Raw genomic sequence first — 14324 nt, forward strand, 5'->3', positions numbered from 1 at the left:
GCTTACACCTCACTAAGTATAAGCATAACACTTTAAAAAGGTTCTGTCAATTAAAAACTCCATTTTAACAATCGCTGAAGTACTTTGTCAATCATTTTATTATGAAAAAGCTTATTTTATTGTGAAAAATGTTCTTTTTTCGTTATTTCTTACGCTTTATGAAGAAATCCTCGTACAAGGCATTGGAAAGACTTGCAAATTCTGCAATTGTCAGTGTTTCCCCTCGTCTGCCTGGATCCATACCTATTTGTTCGAACGCTTTCAATATCTGCTCTTTTTTTAATTTGCCTTCAGGCAATGAAGATTGCAAGTTATTCAAGATCGTTTTTCTCCGTTGGACAAATGAACCTCTGGATACAACGAACATGAAGTCTTCATCAATCACTTCAGCGGGTGCAGATTCTTTTCTTGTTAAATGTAAAACGGCAGATTCCACGTTTGGTTGTGGCATAAAAACTGTCTTAGGCACAATCATAGCCACTTCCGCATCCATATAATACTGAATAGCGATTGACAGCGAACCATAAGCTTTCGTCCCTGGAACAGCAGTAATTCGATCCGCTACCTCTTTCTGCATCATGATAACCATTCCTGAGATAGGAACTTTACCAATCAAGAACTTCATGATAATCGGTGTTGTCACATAATAAGGCAAGTTTGCAACAACAACGACATCCTCGTAATCGGCAAAGTGTTCTTTCATCACTTGTAGAAGATCGACCTCCAGAATATCCTGGTGAACAATCGTAACGTTGTTATAAGGAGACAATGTGTCTTCCAAAACCGGTAAAAGACGGCCGTCAATTTCAAATGCCACCACTTTTCCCGCGCTTCTAGCAATATGTTCAGTCAGTGCACCTATTCCTGGACCAATTTCAATAACGCCTGTTTTTTCCGTCAGGCCTGCATGAGTTATGATATTTCGTAAAATATTTGGGTCAATCAAGAAATTTTGCCCTAAACTTTTCTTAAGTGCAAAACCGTGTTTGGCAAGAATCTCTTTCGTCCTGACCGGAGTTGCTATATCTTTATTCATTATTTTCTTTCTCCTCCTTGTCTAGAACTTTCAACGTTTCTCCCAATCGTTCATAACCGATTCGGAACATCTCAAGCCGCTTTTTTAAGCCTTTCCCATTTACCGGGCCGATTTGTAGCAATTCACTCAAACGTTCACGCCGCCTTTTTGCATCTGGATGACCAATTAGTCTCGCTTCCATCAAGTCCGCAAACGGGATATCAACAACTGGCTTATCCTCCACTGTATAAACAGAACGCAGCGCTGACCGGATGTCCTCATCGGCTGCATGCTCAATTCCGACACCTGAACCATTTTTAGCTATGGTCAACTTTTTTTCAAGAAATGCATGTTTAACGCCCGGAATCCGTTCTTCGATGATTGCGCGGATTCTTCTGCCCGGAAAGTCGGGATCGGTGAATACGATGACACCTCTTGTTTCCTGCGCATGGCGAATACGTATAAGTGTCAATTCATCGATTGCGGAACCGTTTGTTTCAATCGTATCTGCACCTGTAGCTCGTTTTAAGGCAACTGTATCAGACTTTCCCTCAACAACAACAATTTCTTTAATGTTCACAAAAATCCTCTTTCCCATTGCGTTCTTACCCTAATTCTACTCTGCACACAGGCGTATGTACAGATATGTAGGTGACCAATCATACTTCGGCATAACGCAATAATCCGCAGGACTACTTAGAGTCCTGCGGATTGTTATATCAATCGATAATTTTAACTTTCACTTGGCGTCTGCCGAATTTATAAGCATCGCTTTTCGTCGCAACATGAAGATCTATCTTTTTGCCCTTGATTGCGCCACCTGTGTCTCCTGCAACCGCGTGTCCATAACCTTCAACCCATACCTTTGAACCGAGCGGGATAACGCTCGGGTCGACTGCAATAACTTTCAAGTTCGGGTTAGCACGTAAATTAATGCCTGTAGCTGTAATGCCTGAACAACCATTGCATCCTGCTGTATATGCTGTGGCCGTCACATAAAACTCTTTGCCCCCGGCTGATGAGTCGTTACGGGAAACCGTTTTGTTAGACGACTTTTTTGATGAGGGTGTCGCTGCGCTTGCAACTATTACTTTGGAGCCGATTGCAACAATTTTCTTTTGTGATGCTTTAATCGGTTTTTCATCTACTAACTTACGGGAAACTTCTTTTCCATTTTCTTTTACTACTTCAAACTTTTGCGAAACTAATCCTTTCTTTCCTGCCTGGACGATTTTCTCCCGTCCTTTCAGTAAAGTTGGATCGCTGCGTGTTTCAACTACAAAGTTTGCCGGTTCTTCCACTACATCGGTGACCTTTTCCACTCGTACGATTTCCACTATAGAACCCGGCTTTAAGTAACCATCAGCCTTTCCGTTCAGGCGATCGTCTCCATTCAGTTGAATGTTTTCTCTCTTTAAAAAGTCAGCGACCGTAGTCGAAGGTGACTGGACCTTCTTCTCTTTTCCTCCGTCATTCAACGTTACTTCAAACGCTTTTTGAATGACAATGCTGGTATCTTCCCCAAGTTGTTCATGAATCTGGGGTTTTACAACATCATAATCGGTCAGTTTAATACCGGCTTCAGCTAGTACGTCTTTCACCTTATGATTAGTCGTCCATATGGATGTGATTTCCTGGTCGACATTTATTTTGACTTGTTGCGACTGTTCCCACCTGATCGATAAACCATCTTCGATTGGTGTATTCACTGAGGGTGCCACTAAATCATGTTTGGCAACTTTAATATCCTGCTCGGATAAAAGGTTACCTACTGTATGTGCATGTGTCTTGATGTTAAGTTCTTCTCCGTCCACGTCCAACGTGATCGATTTCTTTGTTCCTTCAAAGAGAACAAGTGAAATAACAGTAACGAATAGCGCAAGTGAAACTGCGGTAATAGCTAAACGTTTACCCCTCAATGACTTAAAGAACAGGTTTTTCATCGTGCTTTTTTGCATGAAAAAAACTCCTCCTTCAGTACTCGGCAAATTATAAAGGTAAGTCTACAGAGTGTCAACCTATTTGGACTTAATTCATTGCAAGTTTAAGAAGTTCTCCATATGTAAAGGATGGAAAACTTCCTGTTCGTTTAATCAATCAATGTTAAATACTTTCAAAGCATTTTTTGTAGTCTTTTCTGCAACTTCCATAACTGGAATATTTTTCATTCTCGCAATTTCTTCTGCAACCAAGGTCACCCAAGCTGGTTCGTTCCGCTTTCCACGGTAAGGGTGAGGTGCGAGATAGGGCGCATCCGTTTCTATTAATAAATGCTCAAGCGGTATTTCGGTAGCAACTTCTTTCGGTGTTTTTGCGTTTTTAAAAGTTACGGGTCCACCCAGCGAAATCATAAAGTTCATGTCGATGCATTCTCTTGCCGTTTCGACACTTCCTCCGAAACAATGCATGATTCCGCCCGTTTTTTCCGCTTCCTCTTCTCTCAAGATACGAATAACATCCGCCGTTGCATCCCGATTGTGGATAATAATGGGAAGATTTACTTTTTGTGCGAGCCGAATCTGCTTCCTGAACACTTCCTGCTGGATGTCTTTCGGTGATTTATCCCAATGATAATCTAGACCTGTTTCTCCAATCCCCACCACTTTAGGGTGCGCAGTTAATGATTCTATCCATGCCAAATCCTCTTCGGTACAATCGATTGCATCTACAGGGTGCCAGCCAACGACCGCGTAGATGAAGGCATGCTGTTCAGTTAGTTCCATTGCCCTTAATATGGTTTTGCGGTCAAATCCAATAACCACCATTTTTTCCACACCAGCCTCAAGGGCTCGTAGAATTACTTCATCTACATCTTCTTCATACTGGTCTGCATTTAAATGGACATGTGTATCTATATACATCTATTTTCGCCTCACAATGGTTTTATTGTAATTCAAAGAATTATGTTTTTCATCTCACACATTTAACAATACGATTACAAAACGGTTTTATTGCAGTGAAAGAAAAAACGGCGTTTCCAAGAGGGACGCCGTTTTTATTCATTCTTTTTTATTCTAGAACTTTGGCTTAACTACTCTTAAGCAACCTGCGAAAGTTTAACTTAGTTAACCTTGGCACCGTTTTCTAATGAAGGATCTACTGTTGCAAGTTTTAAAGTACCTTCTGATTTCCCTGCTAAAATCATGCCCTGGGATAGTTCCCCACGTAATTTAACAGGTTTCAAATTGGCAACAACGATTACTTTCTCACCAATAAGTGATTCCGGTTCGTAATGTTCCGCGATGCCTGAGACAACTTGCCTTTGTTCATAGCCAAGGTCCAGTTGTAATTTAAGCAGTTTATCCGCTTTTGGGATTTTTTCGCAAGCGGTTACTGTCGCAACTCGTAAATCGATTTTCATGAAATCATCGATTGTAATCTCAGCTTCTACTGTCTCTTCAATTTCAACTTTAACAGCTTCTTCTATAGGGGCAGCTTCAGCAGGAGCCGTGATTGCCATCTGATCGCGAATATAAACGACCTCTACATCTGCATCCAGACGCGGGAAAATCGGTACACCTTTCTCTACAACTTTTGTTCCTGTTGGGATATTAGTAAAGTTACCAAGTGTGTCCCATGCAAGCAGTCCTTCATCCAGACCCAGTTGTGAAATAATCTGTTTCGGTGCTTCCGTCATGAACGGTTGCAATAACACAGCGATGTGGCGAAGCGACGTGGCAAGATGTAGCATTACCGATGCCAGTTGGCCTTTATCTTCTTCATTTTTCGCTAGTACCCATGGCGAGGTCTCATCGATATATTTGTTAGTCCGTGATATGAGCGCCCACAGATCACCAAGAACTGTACTGAATTGCATATTCTCCATTGAAGTTTCATATTTCTCGACTGTAATTGTCATGAAATCCGTCAAACTCTTATCGAATTCTGTCGCGACAATGTCTTCTGTTGGAATTTCTCCGTCAAAGTACTTATTAATCATCGATATGGAGCGGTTCAATAAATTCCCGAGATCATTTGCTAGGTCATAATTCGTCCGTTCAACAAAAGATTCGGGTGAGAATACACCGTCTTGACCAAATGGTAGCTCGCGAAGTAAGAAATAACGTGTCGCATCCAGTCCATAACGTTCAACGAGCATTTCAGGATAGACGACGTTCCCTTTGGATTTCGACATTTTTCCATCTTTCATCATGATGAAGCCATGTGCAAATACTTTTTTTGGTAAAGGCAAATCAAGTGCCATGCAAAAAATTGGCCAATAAATCGTATGGAAACGGACAATGTCTTTTCCGACGACATGGACGTCTGCCGGCCAGTATTTATTAAATAATGAATCGTCTTTGGTCTGATAACCGAGTGCGTTAATGTAGTTTGTCAGTGCATCGACCCACACATAAATGACATGTTTCGGGTCTTTCGGAACTTTTATACCCCAGTCAAACGACATACGGGAAACAGAGAGGTCTTCAAGGCCAGGTTTAATAAAGTTATTAATCATTTCATTCTTCCGAGATTCGGGTTCGATAAACTTCGGATTGTCTTCGTAATACTTCAATAGTCTGTCTGCATATTTCTTCATATTAAAGAAGTACGATTCCTCTTTTACTTTTTGGACTGGACGTCCACAGTCAGGACAATTTCCATCTTCAAGCTGTCCTTCCGTAAAATACGTTTCACAAGGTAGGCAATACCATCCTTCATACTCACCTTTATATATGTCACCATTATCGAGAAAAGTCTTAAAAATCTTTTCAACGCCCTCTTTGTGACGTTCTTCCGTCGTGCGAATGAAATCGTCATAGGAAATGTCCATAATGCTCCAGACTTTTTTCGCTATTTCAGCGATACCATCAACGTATTCCTGGGGAGGTAATCCGGCCTCATCAGCTTTTTCCTGTATCTTTTGACCGTGTTCATCCATTCCAGTCAAGAAATGGACATCAAATCCGCGTTGACGTTTATAACGTGCCATCGCATCAGAAGCCACAGTTGTATAAGCGGTACCAATATGGAATTTACCACTCGGATAATAAATAGGTGTTGTAATATAAAATGTCTTATTCAAATCAGCCAAGACTATTCCTCCAGTGTGTAAGTATATATTCTCTATTCTATCGAAAGGATCCCATCGACACAATGAAATAACCCGGCAACAGCCGCTTTCATTATATTTGCACATGTATTGGTGTTAACCGAGCGAAGGCTTCTTTTCAGAGGTAACAAGTTGTATAAGACTGACGGAAGGCATGTCTGCGCTCTAAACCAATCCAAAGAATTTCTTTAATTCAACATATCTCTTTGAAATTTTTATGTCTAAAATATGTTCTTTACAAGAAACTACTATTTTTCTCATAGTTTCTAATAAGATGTATTGACGTAAATTGGAAGATTTGGTATGATGGAAAACAGCAAGCGAATTATGTCGAATTTTGACGAAAATAATTGTTTTGAAAGGAGTTTAGCTATGAAATCCACTGGTATTGTAAGAAAGGTCGATGAACTCGGACGGGTTGTTATTCCGATTGAGCTACGTCGTACACTTGGTATCGCACAAAAAGACGCTTTGGAAATTTACGTTGATGAAGATAAAATCATCTTGAAGAAATATATGCCTAACATGACATGCTCCATTACGGGCGATGTGTCTGACGACAATTTAAGTTTGATTGATGGTAAATTGATTTTGAGCCCAGAAGGCGCAAAACAACTAATCAAAGAAATTGAAGAAAGCTTACAAAAATAATCATTAACCATCATTGTCCAGAACGGTTATCCGTTTCGGACTTTTTTCTTATATTTTCATACTCTTTTACTTCAATCAATTTCGACATGAAACTCTTTATAAACATCCCGACGGCTTAATCCGCGTTCATTTGCCACTTCCCTGATTGCCTCTTTTGAACGAAGCCCTTTTTGTTCTATTAATTCGGTTACATGTGCATGTATATCCAAGTCATGCCACCACGCTTGTTGCTCTTCAACAATTACCCCGTCACTGCCTTCAATGACTATACAGAACTCGCCTCGTATTTCATTCGATTCTGCCCATATTACAGCCTCTTCAAGCGTGCCGCGAAGAAATTCTTCAAAACGCTTTGTTAGTTCCCTTGCCAGAACAACTGAACGTTGTCCACCAAAGCTATCTTGTAGCGCACGTAAACTTTCCTTCAACCTGTGAGGAGCCTCATACAAAATAACTGTTTCTTCCCGCTGCTTTAAATGATCTAATTGAATCGTCCGCGCTTTTTTCTGGCGCGATAAAAAACCGTAAAACAGAAAGGGCTGCGGTACCAATCCCGATGCCACCAATGCGCTGATTGCCGCATTTGCGCCAGGAACAGGTACTACATCATAGCCTGCACCAATCGCTTTAGACACAATATCCGCGCCCGGATCAGAAATACAAGGCATACCAGCATCACTGACAAGTGCTACTGACTTTCCGTCTTCCAGTAGTGTCAAAATCTTTTCTCCACCAAATTCTATATTATGTTCATGATAACTTATAAGAGGCGTTTTAATTTCAAAGTGATTACACAACCTGATCGTATTTCGCGTATCTTCTGCTGCAATCGTATCGACTTCATTCAATATACGAATTGCACGATATGTCATGTCTTCCAGATTGCCAATTGGTGTCCCGACCAAAAATAGTTTTCCGCCGCCCAGCTCAGCACTTTTTTGTGACTTCATCGACATTACGCCTCTTTCCAATATAATTTTCTTTGGCATCTCTTTTCAGTTGTTTGAACTGATATTCCGCCTGCATTGCTTCACGTTTTGTTTCAAAGCTTTCATGATAAATACAGCGGACAGGTTTTTTTGCACGGGTATACTTCGCGCCTTTCCCTTCATTATGTACACGAACCCGTTTTTCTAAATCATTCGTATAACCGGCGTAATAAGAGCCATCGTTGCATTCTAAAACATAGAAAAGATGCTCACTCGTTTTTTCCATAAAGGAGGCGCCTCACTTCTTCCGTGTATTCATTGTCAGCACCGTATACATAGAGGGGCGGCAGTATTTTCAAGTCGGGTTTGCCGTCTTTTATCCCCTCAATTAATAATGTATTCGCTTCTTTGCCCTCTTTGGGATAAACAAATTGAATCCGCTTAGGTTCCAAACGATTGGCACGCATTGCAGTGACTATATCGAGTAAGCGCCCGGGACGATGAACAAATGCTGCTTTTCCACCCTGTTTTAACAATTCACTCGCTGATTGGATAGCTTGGTCAAGTTTCAAATGGATTTCATGTCTGGCAATCGCCAGATGCTCGGATAAGTTCCTTTCGCTGGCTTCATTTGAAGGGAAATACGGGGGATTACAAGTCACTGTGTCGTACTTTTCAGAACCTATTTTTGCTGCGATTCCGATAACGTTGTCATTAACGATTCGAATTCTACTTTCTAACCCATTGTATCTAACACTTCTTTGAGCCATTCCCGCCAAACGTTCCTGCAATTCAACGGCAATAACATCAGCGTTTGTTCTTGCACTTAAAAACAATGGAATTGCTCCATTACCGGCACATAAGTCTACAATTTTTCCAGCACGTATCGGAACATATGCAAATCTTGCAAGCAATACTGCGTCCAGGGAAAATGAGAATACGGACGGGCTTTGGATTATCCGTAAATTTTCAGCCAATAAATAATCAAGCCGCTCATCATCTTGTAAAAATTCATCCATAATAATTTCCCCCATTTTAAAAAATCCGTAAAGTGCCTAGCGTACAAAGAATAAAAGAAAAGCCGACGCCTACATTATAATAGGATCGGCTCATTTCATACGTTTTGTTTATTTAGAAAAGAGAGACAGAACAGACAGTCTTCCCCTTTACGACTACCTCCGTAATGGACATTGCAGACGTGGAACCCTTCGTTATACAGGCGTGCCAAATTATCGACACCTTCGCCAACATCTATCGTATTCGGTTTTTTCCGATGCTTGCGCGTATTGATAATTTCTTCTGTTTGTTCATTCATTTGTTTATCCATTTCTTCAAGCCGCTTGCGCAAATGATGGTTTTCGAGTTGAAGCGAATGGTTCTCTTCCGTCATCTGCGCGACGAATCCAATCAATTCGCGGAATTGCTTTTGCATAGATTCGAGTTCTTGCTCGAATTCCATAACCCTATCCAGAAAGTTCCTTTCTTTCAACTATCCCACCCCATTATTTCATCAATTGAGCTATATTTTTTTGTTGCTCTACTATCTCTTCCAATGTATATTCTAGAACCAAGTCCTGGTCTGTCATACTTACTTGAAGAAGGCGTTCAAGTAAATTCAGTCCGACAACTTTCCCTGGTCCCTCTGCTGTTTGGACACGTGTACCAATGTCCGGCATCATTGCTTTTGCCTCTTCGTAATCATCATTCTCATATTTCAAGCAACACATAAGCCGCCCACATAAGCCTGAAATTTTCGATGGATTAAGTGATAAATTCTGATCCTTAGCCATTTTTATAGAAACCGGCTCAAAATCACCAAGGAATGTCGAACAACACAGCATCCGACCACAAGGACCAATACCCCCAAGCATCTTCGCTTCATCGCGTACGCCTATCTGACGTAGTTCAATACGCGTGCGGAAAATCGAAGCAAGGTCTTTAACAAGGTTTCGGAAATCTACACGGCCTTCTGCTGTAAAATAGAAGACAATTTTGTTTCGATCGAATGTATACTCGACATCAACTAACTTCATTTCCAACTTATGTTCAACGATTTTTTCTACACCTGTGCTAAAAGCCCTCTCAGCTTCGAGTAGATTTTCCTCCACTTTTTCGAGGTCCTCGGTTTGTGCGGGACGAATAATTTTTTTGAGTGGCAAGACCACATCATTTTCACCGACTTCTCTTACTTTACCTGTAACTTTACCGTATTCGATTCCTCGCGCGGTTTCAACGATGACATAGTCCCCTTCATCGAAAGCGTAATCGAGTGGATCGAAATAATATATTTTACCCGCTTTTTTAAAACGGACTCCTACAACTTTATACAACAAGTAACCCCTCCTGCATGCTGAGCACCAATTGTTCCATTAAAAGCGTGCGATTCATATTGCCGTGTAATTGCTTTTTGGCTCGCAATATTGCCTCCATGTTAGCAGACAAACGGCTATATGTCATCTTCATCGAAAGACCTTTAATAAGTTCTTGCTGATCAGGAAATGCCGCCGTTGACTGCAATCCCGCTTTAGAAGCGACTACATCTCTATATGCATAGAGAAGCAAGTCGAGTCCGCTTTCAGTATCTTCCTTCTCTTTGATTAAAGGGACCCATTCTGATTGGATGAACAATAACGCTTCATGGACATGTCGATCCGATGCTTCAACCAATTTTACCACTGTTTTTCGTATGTGTGCAAATTGATCATCGCCTGCTAGCCGAAATGCTTCTTCCTGATTGGCTGTTACCATCGAAACCGTCGCCGCCATTGATGGAGTAATTCCCTTTTCAACAAGCTGACCAATCATTATTTCTCTAGAAGGTGGTAAAAAAGATACGCGTTGACACCGCGATTGGATCGTAGACAAAATCGATTGATACGAATCGGTTAGTAAAATTGCCGTTACATCCCCTTCAGGTTCTTCAAGAAACTTAAGAAGCGTATTCGCTGCAGCAACATTCATCCGATCTGCCCTACTAATTATATATATTTTCTTGCCTGCTTCATAACCCTTTTTCGTCATACTGAAAACAAGATCGGACATCTGATCTTTTTTGATATCTTGTCCGTCTGGTTGGATGAGCGTTACGTTAGGATGATTGCTGGATGAAACACGACGGCAGGAATGGCATGTTTCACATGGAACAGATTTTTCGGGGTTAATACAAAGGAGCAGTTTTGCAAAAAAAATGGCTGCAGCTTCTTTCCCAGTTCCACGCTCGCCATCAAACATGTACGCATGTCCAATCCGTCCATTTTTATGCGAAGAACTTAAGCGTTGAATTACTATTTTCTGTTCCCGCACCAGCCGGTCAGTACCTTCTTCTGTCATGTTAACCACACCTCCCCCGTGTTCAAAAAAAACCGTGTTTCTAAGCGATAGAAAGCACGGGATTACATGTATAGATTAATAAGAAGCCCTTTGATTTCTCCTATTTTGGCTAATAAATCAACGGATGTTTTTTCTTCGTCCAATAAATCATTTGCCAGTTCAATTAATCGATCGTCAATCGTTTCAACAAGTTTTAATCGGCGCCCTTCACCGAACTGATTCCATGAGTGGGATTGTTTAAGCCCCATTCCAGATTCAACGGCTTCTTTTAAAAAGCGCTTAATGAGCATTTTGAATTTGGCCATATCACGCAAGTTTCGTGAACGGGCAATTCGGTCCCCGGCCGATGAAATATCTCCGAGAAGCCTAGTAATTTGCTCACCTTGAAGACGCTGCTCCTGTTTAACAACCATCTGACCAAAACGTGTTCCGCCTTGTGATGCCTGCAAGGGATCATTTCGCGTCTTATCAAGTCCAGCTCTATAATCACCATTGACTTTCATTTCGGCTCACCTCTGTCCATCAAAAATGATGGAAATGTTCGATTGGAAGGACAAATACCGTAGCGCCACCAACTTCAACTTCAACTGGATATGGAATATATGAATCAGCATTTCCGCCCATTGGCGAAACAGGTGCTACCATTTGATCGCGTGAACGGCAATTTTCCCGAATAAGTTCTAGTGCCTTCGGAACAAGGGTTTCGTCGGTCCCGATTAGGAACGTCGTATTTCCAGATCTAAGAAATCCTCCCGTACTGGCTAATTTCGTTGCCCGGAAGTCTCCTTTGGTTAAAGCCGTAGATAATCGGTTACTATCCTGATCTTGTACAACTGCTACAATCAATTTCACGATAATCTCCCCTTTTCCGCTTTCCAACCATTATATCATGAATCTGACTTTTTAATGAGTTGGGCGCATACGATTTCCCAAATATTTTCCGTTACCTGCTCTTGAGAGAGCGAAGCATCTGTAACTTTTATTCGTTCGGGATACCGCCGAATAAGTTCTAGATACCCCTCGTAAACCAGCTCATGGAAATGCAGACTCTCTTTATCCAATCGATTCTCTTCGCGCATTTCGTTTGCTGCAATTCGCGCAAGTCCTGCTTCTGGATTGATATCGAAGAACACTGTCAAGTCAGGCATTGTGTCACCTATAGCGAACTCGTTAATAGATAGAACCTCATCGATTCCAAGTCCGCGGGCATGCCCCTGATAGGCTAATGAGCTATCGACAAAACGATCGCACAAGACAATTGTTCCTTCCCTGAGTGCCGGAACAACCTTTTCAACGAGATGCTGCCTTCTAGCAGCCGCATAAAGAAGCGCTTCCGTTTTGGCATCCATTTCCTGATGATCGTTATCCAGAATAATCTCACGGACTTTTTCCGCAATTCTTATTCCGCCAGGTTCACGTGTCAAGATAACCTGTTTCCCTTCATTCTTCAAGCGTTCATAAACCTCTTTAATAACAGTTGTCTTACCGGCCCCTTCAGGACCTTCAAACGAAATGAATTGACCTTCCAGTATCATATTATTCCTCCGCTCTATTCTTTACCACAATTATCTGTTTTTCATCAATTTGAATGGATCCCTGGAACTTTGCCCCCATTTGAAGTAGTTTGTCCAGTGATTGGATATGTGCTTCACTTACAGTTTCCCCACGGATCAAGAGGGGTATACCAGGCGGATATGGAGTAATCGACTCCGCCGCAACACGATTCACTGACTCTTTGTAAGGAATCCATTCTACTTCCATATGAGCCATTTCATCAGATGTATAAGCTAGGCAAGTCAACTCTTCTTCGTCTAGGGCTAGATCTTCTATCCCCTCAGTATTTTCTGTTGCAGGCAGACCCACAACCGCAGTCTTGATGCTGTTGCAAGTTTCAGCAAAGGGATAAAATAGTTCTGATTTCAATAGCGGTAAAACAAATAACACCTGATAAGGGTCTGCCAGTTCCCCGAATACCCCTACCGCTTCCAGCCGCTTCTGCAGATCAAAGCCTGAACAACCCTCTACTCGTAAAATAAGTTTTAAGGGATCATCCGTTTTAATCGTTAGAAGTCGCGGAATGAGATTGAGTTGTTTGATAAAAATTTCACGCCGTTCCATAAACTTATCTTTATCTTCTTTACTAAAGGATTCCGCGAAAGCTCGGGCATCATCAAGTGAAGCCATCAGTAAATAAGAGGGACTGCTAGATTGTAACATCCCTAAATAAGAAGCAACTTTCTCCGAAGATATATAATTAGTGCGCATATGTAGAAATGAGGCCATCGTCATAGCCGGTAACGTCTTATGTGCTGATTGCACGACTATATCCGCTCCCATCTCCAATGCCGAACGCGGGAACGGTTCACCTACGACAAAGTGTGCTCCGTGTGCCTCGTCCACCAATACAGGCACTCCATTCATATGACAAAGTCTGATTGTTTCTTCCAGCTCCAAACCTGTTATGCCGTAATAGGTGGGGTAAGTCAGAATAACAGCTACTGCCTCTGGAAACGCCTGGAGCGCCTTGTTAACTTGCGCAGACGTCACAGTGCCAGCTGTCTTGGTTGCTTCATCCCAAGCTGGAGATACAAACACAGGTCGGGCCCCCGTCAACTCAATAGCATGGAAAATCGACTTATGCGCGTTACGCTGAACGATAACAGTATCTCCTGCACGGCAAGTTGCATAAACCATTGCCAGATTTCCTACGGTTGTGCCATTCACCAAAAAAAAACTACGGTCGGAACCGTACAACGAAGCCAGCTTCTGCTGCGCCTTTTCAATAACACCATTCGGTTCATGGAGATCATCAAGTCCCTTTAATTCAGTGAAGTCATATTGAAGTGCTCCCTGCAGTTCGGAAGGTAATCCAGAAAGCATTCCATGCTTGTGTCCCGGCACGTGAAATGAAATCGGATTTGCATCTTTAAATTTGGTTATTGCCTCAACAAGTGGACGTTCAGAACTTTTCAATACAATTTCCACTCCCTTTTCTTCCTTCTATTATATACGACTATAGATAGGTAAGAGTATCAATAAATCCTGTTAATATCGCTTCGACGCTGTTTGGATGCCTCCCCAAAGCACCAAACAATCTAAAATCCAAACTCCCAATTGTATCTCCCTCAAAAATGGACGCCTCTGCGCCAAGCCATTTACATTTTATGTATGCCATCAATATAACCTTTGGTTAAAATCTTATATAAACATAAAAAAAGCCATTACCCGAAGGCAATGACTTTACTTTGAGACCGGCGACGTCCTACTCTCACAGGGGGAAACCCCCAACTACCATCGGCGCTGAAGAGCTTAACTTCCGTGTTCGGTATGGGAACGGGTGTGACCT

16 protein-coding genes and 1 rRNA gene are annotated in these 14324 nt (G+C 41.8%); 1 reads left to right on the plus strand and 16 read right to left on the minus strand.

Annotated features, from left to right (window positions below; genetic code table 11):
- Positions 1-142 precede the first annotated feature (142 nt).
- The 5 genes from rsmA to metG all read right to left on the minus strand — a co-directional run bounded on the left by rsmA (position 143) and on the right by metG (position 6050).
- The gene (rsmA, locus tag AC1TO6_RS19175) at positions 143-1036 is read right to left on the minus strand and encodes a 16S rRNA (adenine(1518)-N(6)/adenine(1519)-N(6))-dimethyltransferase RsmA (protein ID WP_482103227.1); all 894 of its coding nucleotides are present in this window, start codon (positions 1034-1036) and stop codon (positions 143-145) included.
- Complete coding sequence (gene rnmV, locus AC1TO6_RS19180; protein ID WP_482103228.1) at positions 1029-1595, minus strand: ribonuclease M5; 567 nt, start codon at positions 1593-1595, stop codon at positions 1029-1031. Before rnmV ends, rsmA begins: the two co-directional genes overlap by 8 nt.
- A 139-nt stretch (positions 1596-1734) precedes the next feature.
- Positions 1735-2973: a ubiquitin-like domain-containing protein gene (locus AC1TO6_RS19185; protein WP_482103229.1), complete on the minus strand. Its 1239-nt coding sequence runs from the start codon at positions 2971-2973 to the stop codon at positions 1735-1737.
- 135 nt (positions 2974-3108) lie between these two features.
- Positions 3109-3876 (minus strand): TatD family hydrolase, encoded by a 768-nt coding sequence (locus AC1TO6_RS19190; protein WP_482103230.1) that lies wholly within the window; start codon positions 3874-3876, stop codon positions 3109-3111.
- 200 nt (positions 3877-4076) lie between these two features.
- Positions 4077-6050: a methionine--tRNA ligase gene (metG, locus tag AC1TO6_RS19195; RefSeq protein WP_482103231.1), complete on the minus strand. Its 1974-nt coding sequence runs from the start codon at positions 6048-6050 to the stop codon at positions 4077-4079.
- A 390-nt stretch (positions 6051-6440) separates the two neighbouring features.
- Here metG and AC1TO6_RS19200 point away from each other — a divergent pair, with 390 nt between their 5' ends.
- Positions 6441-6719: an AbrB/MazE/SpoVT family DNA-binding domain-containing protein gene (locus tag AC1TO6_RS19200; protein ID WP_149582631.1), complete on the plus strand. Its 279-nt coding sequence runs from the start codon at positions 6441-6443 to the stop codon at positions 6717-6719.
- 71 nt (positions 6720-6790) lie between these two features.
- Here the strand turns inward: AC1TO6_RS19200 and rsmI are convergent, their stop codons facing one another.
- The 11 genes from rsmI to rrf form a co-directional block, all read right to left on the minus strand.
- Positions 6791-7669, minus strand: coding sequence for a 16S rRNA (cytidine(1402)-2'-O)-methyltransferase (gene rsmI / locus AC1TO6_RS19205; protein WP_482103232.1), 879 nt, complete (start codon positions 7667-7669; stop codon positions 6791-6793).
- Positions 7647-7934, minus strand: coding sequence for a GIY-YIG nuclease family protein (locus AC1TO6_RS19210; protein WP_482103233.1), 288 nt, complete (start codon positions 7932-7934; stop codon positions 7647-7649). The genes rsmI and AC1TO6_RS19210 overlap by 23 nt, the downstream gene beginning before the upstream one ends.
- Complete coding sequence (locus tag AC1TO6_RS19215) at positions 7918-8667, minus strand: tRNA1(Val) (adenine(37)-N6)-methyltransferase (protein ID WP_482103234.1); 750 nt, start codon at positions 8665-8667, stop codon at positions 7918-7920. Before AC1TO6_RS19215 ends, AC1TO6_RS19210 begins: the two co-directional genes overlap by 17 nt.
- Before the next feature lie 95 nt (positions 8668-8762).
- Entirely contained in the window at positions 8763-9137 is a 375-nt protein-coding gene (gene yabA / locus AC1TO6_RS19220; RefSeq protein ID WP_482103235.1) for a DNA replication initiation control protein YabA, read from the minus strand.
- Positions 9138-9150: 13 nt separating this feature from the next.
- Entirely contained in the window at positions 9151-9978 is an 828-nt protein-coding gene (locus tag AC1TO6_RS19225; RefSeq protein ID WP_482103236.1) for a PSP1 domain-containing protein, read from the minus strand.
- Positions 9971-10978 (minus strand): DNA polymerase III subunit delta', encoded by a 1008-nt coding sequence (gene holB, locus AC1TO6_RS19230; RefSeq protein ID WP_482103237.1) that lies wholly within the window; start codon positions 10976-10978, stop codon positions 9971-9973. The genes AC1TO6_RS19225 and holB overlap by 8 nt, the downstream gene beginning before the upstream one ends.
- Positions 10979-11040: 62 nt before the next feature.
- Positions 11041-11481, minus strand: a complete 441-nt coding sequence (locus tag AC1TO6_RS19235; RefSeq protein WP_482103238.1) for a YaaR family protein — start codon at positions 11479-11481, stop codon at positions 11041-11043.
- 19 nt (positions 11482-11500) lie between these two features.
- On the minus strand, positions 11501-11830 hold the full coding sequence (locus AC1TO6_RS19240) for a cyclic-di-AMP receptor (RefSeq protein ID WP_482103239.1): 330 nt from the start codon (positions 11828-11830) through the stop codon (positions 11501-11503).
- 35 nt (positions 11831-11865) lie between these two features.
- Positions 11866-12507, minus strand: coding sequence for a dTMP kinase (tmk, locus tag AC1TO6_RS19245; RefSeq protein WP_482103243.1), 642 nt, complete (start codon positions 12505-12507; stop codon positions 11866-11868).
- Between the two features lie 7 nt (positions 12508-12514).
- Positions 12515-13963: an aminotransferase class I/II-fold pyridoxal phosphate-dependent enzyme gene (locus AC1TO6_RS19250; protein WP_482103240.1), complete on the minus strand. Its 1449-nt coding sequence runs from the start codon at positions 13961-13963 to the stop codon at positions 12515-12517.
- Between the two features lie 264 nt (positions 13964-14227).
- Positions 14228-14324 (minus strand): 5S ribosomal RNA (gene rrf / locus AC1TO6_RS19255); the annotation flags it as partial.

Source organism: Sporosarcina sp. Y352 (assembly GCF_056786535.1).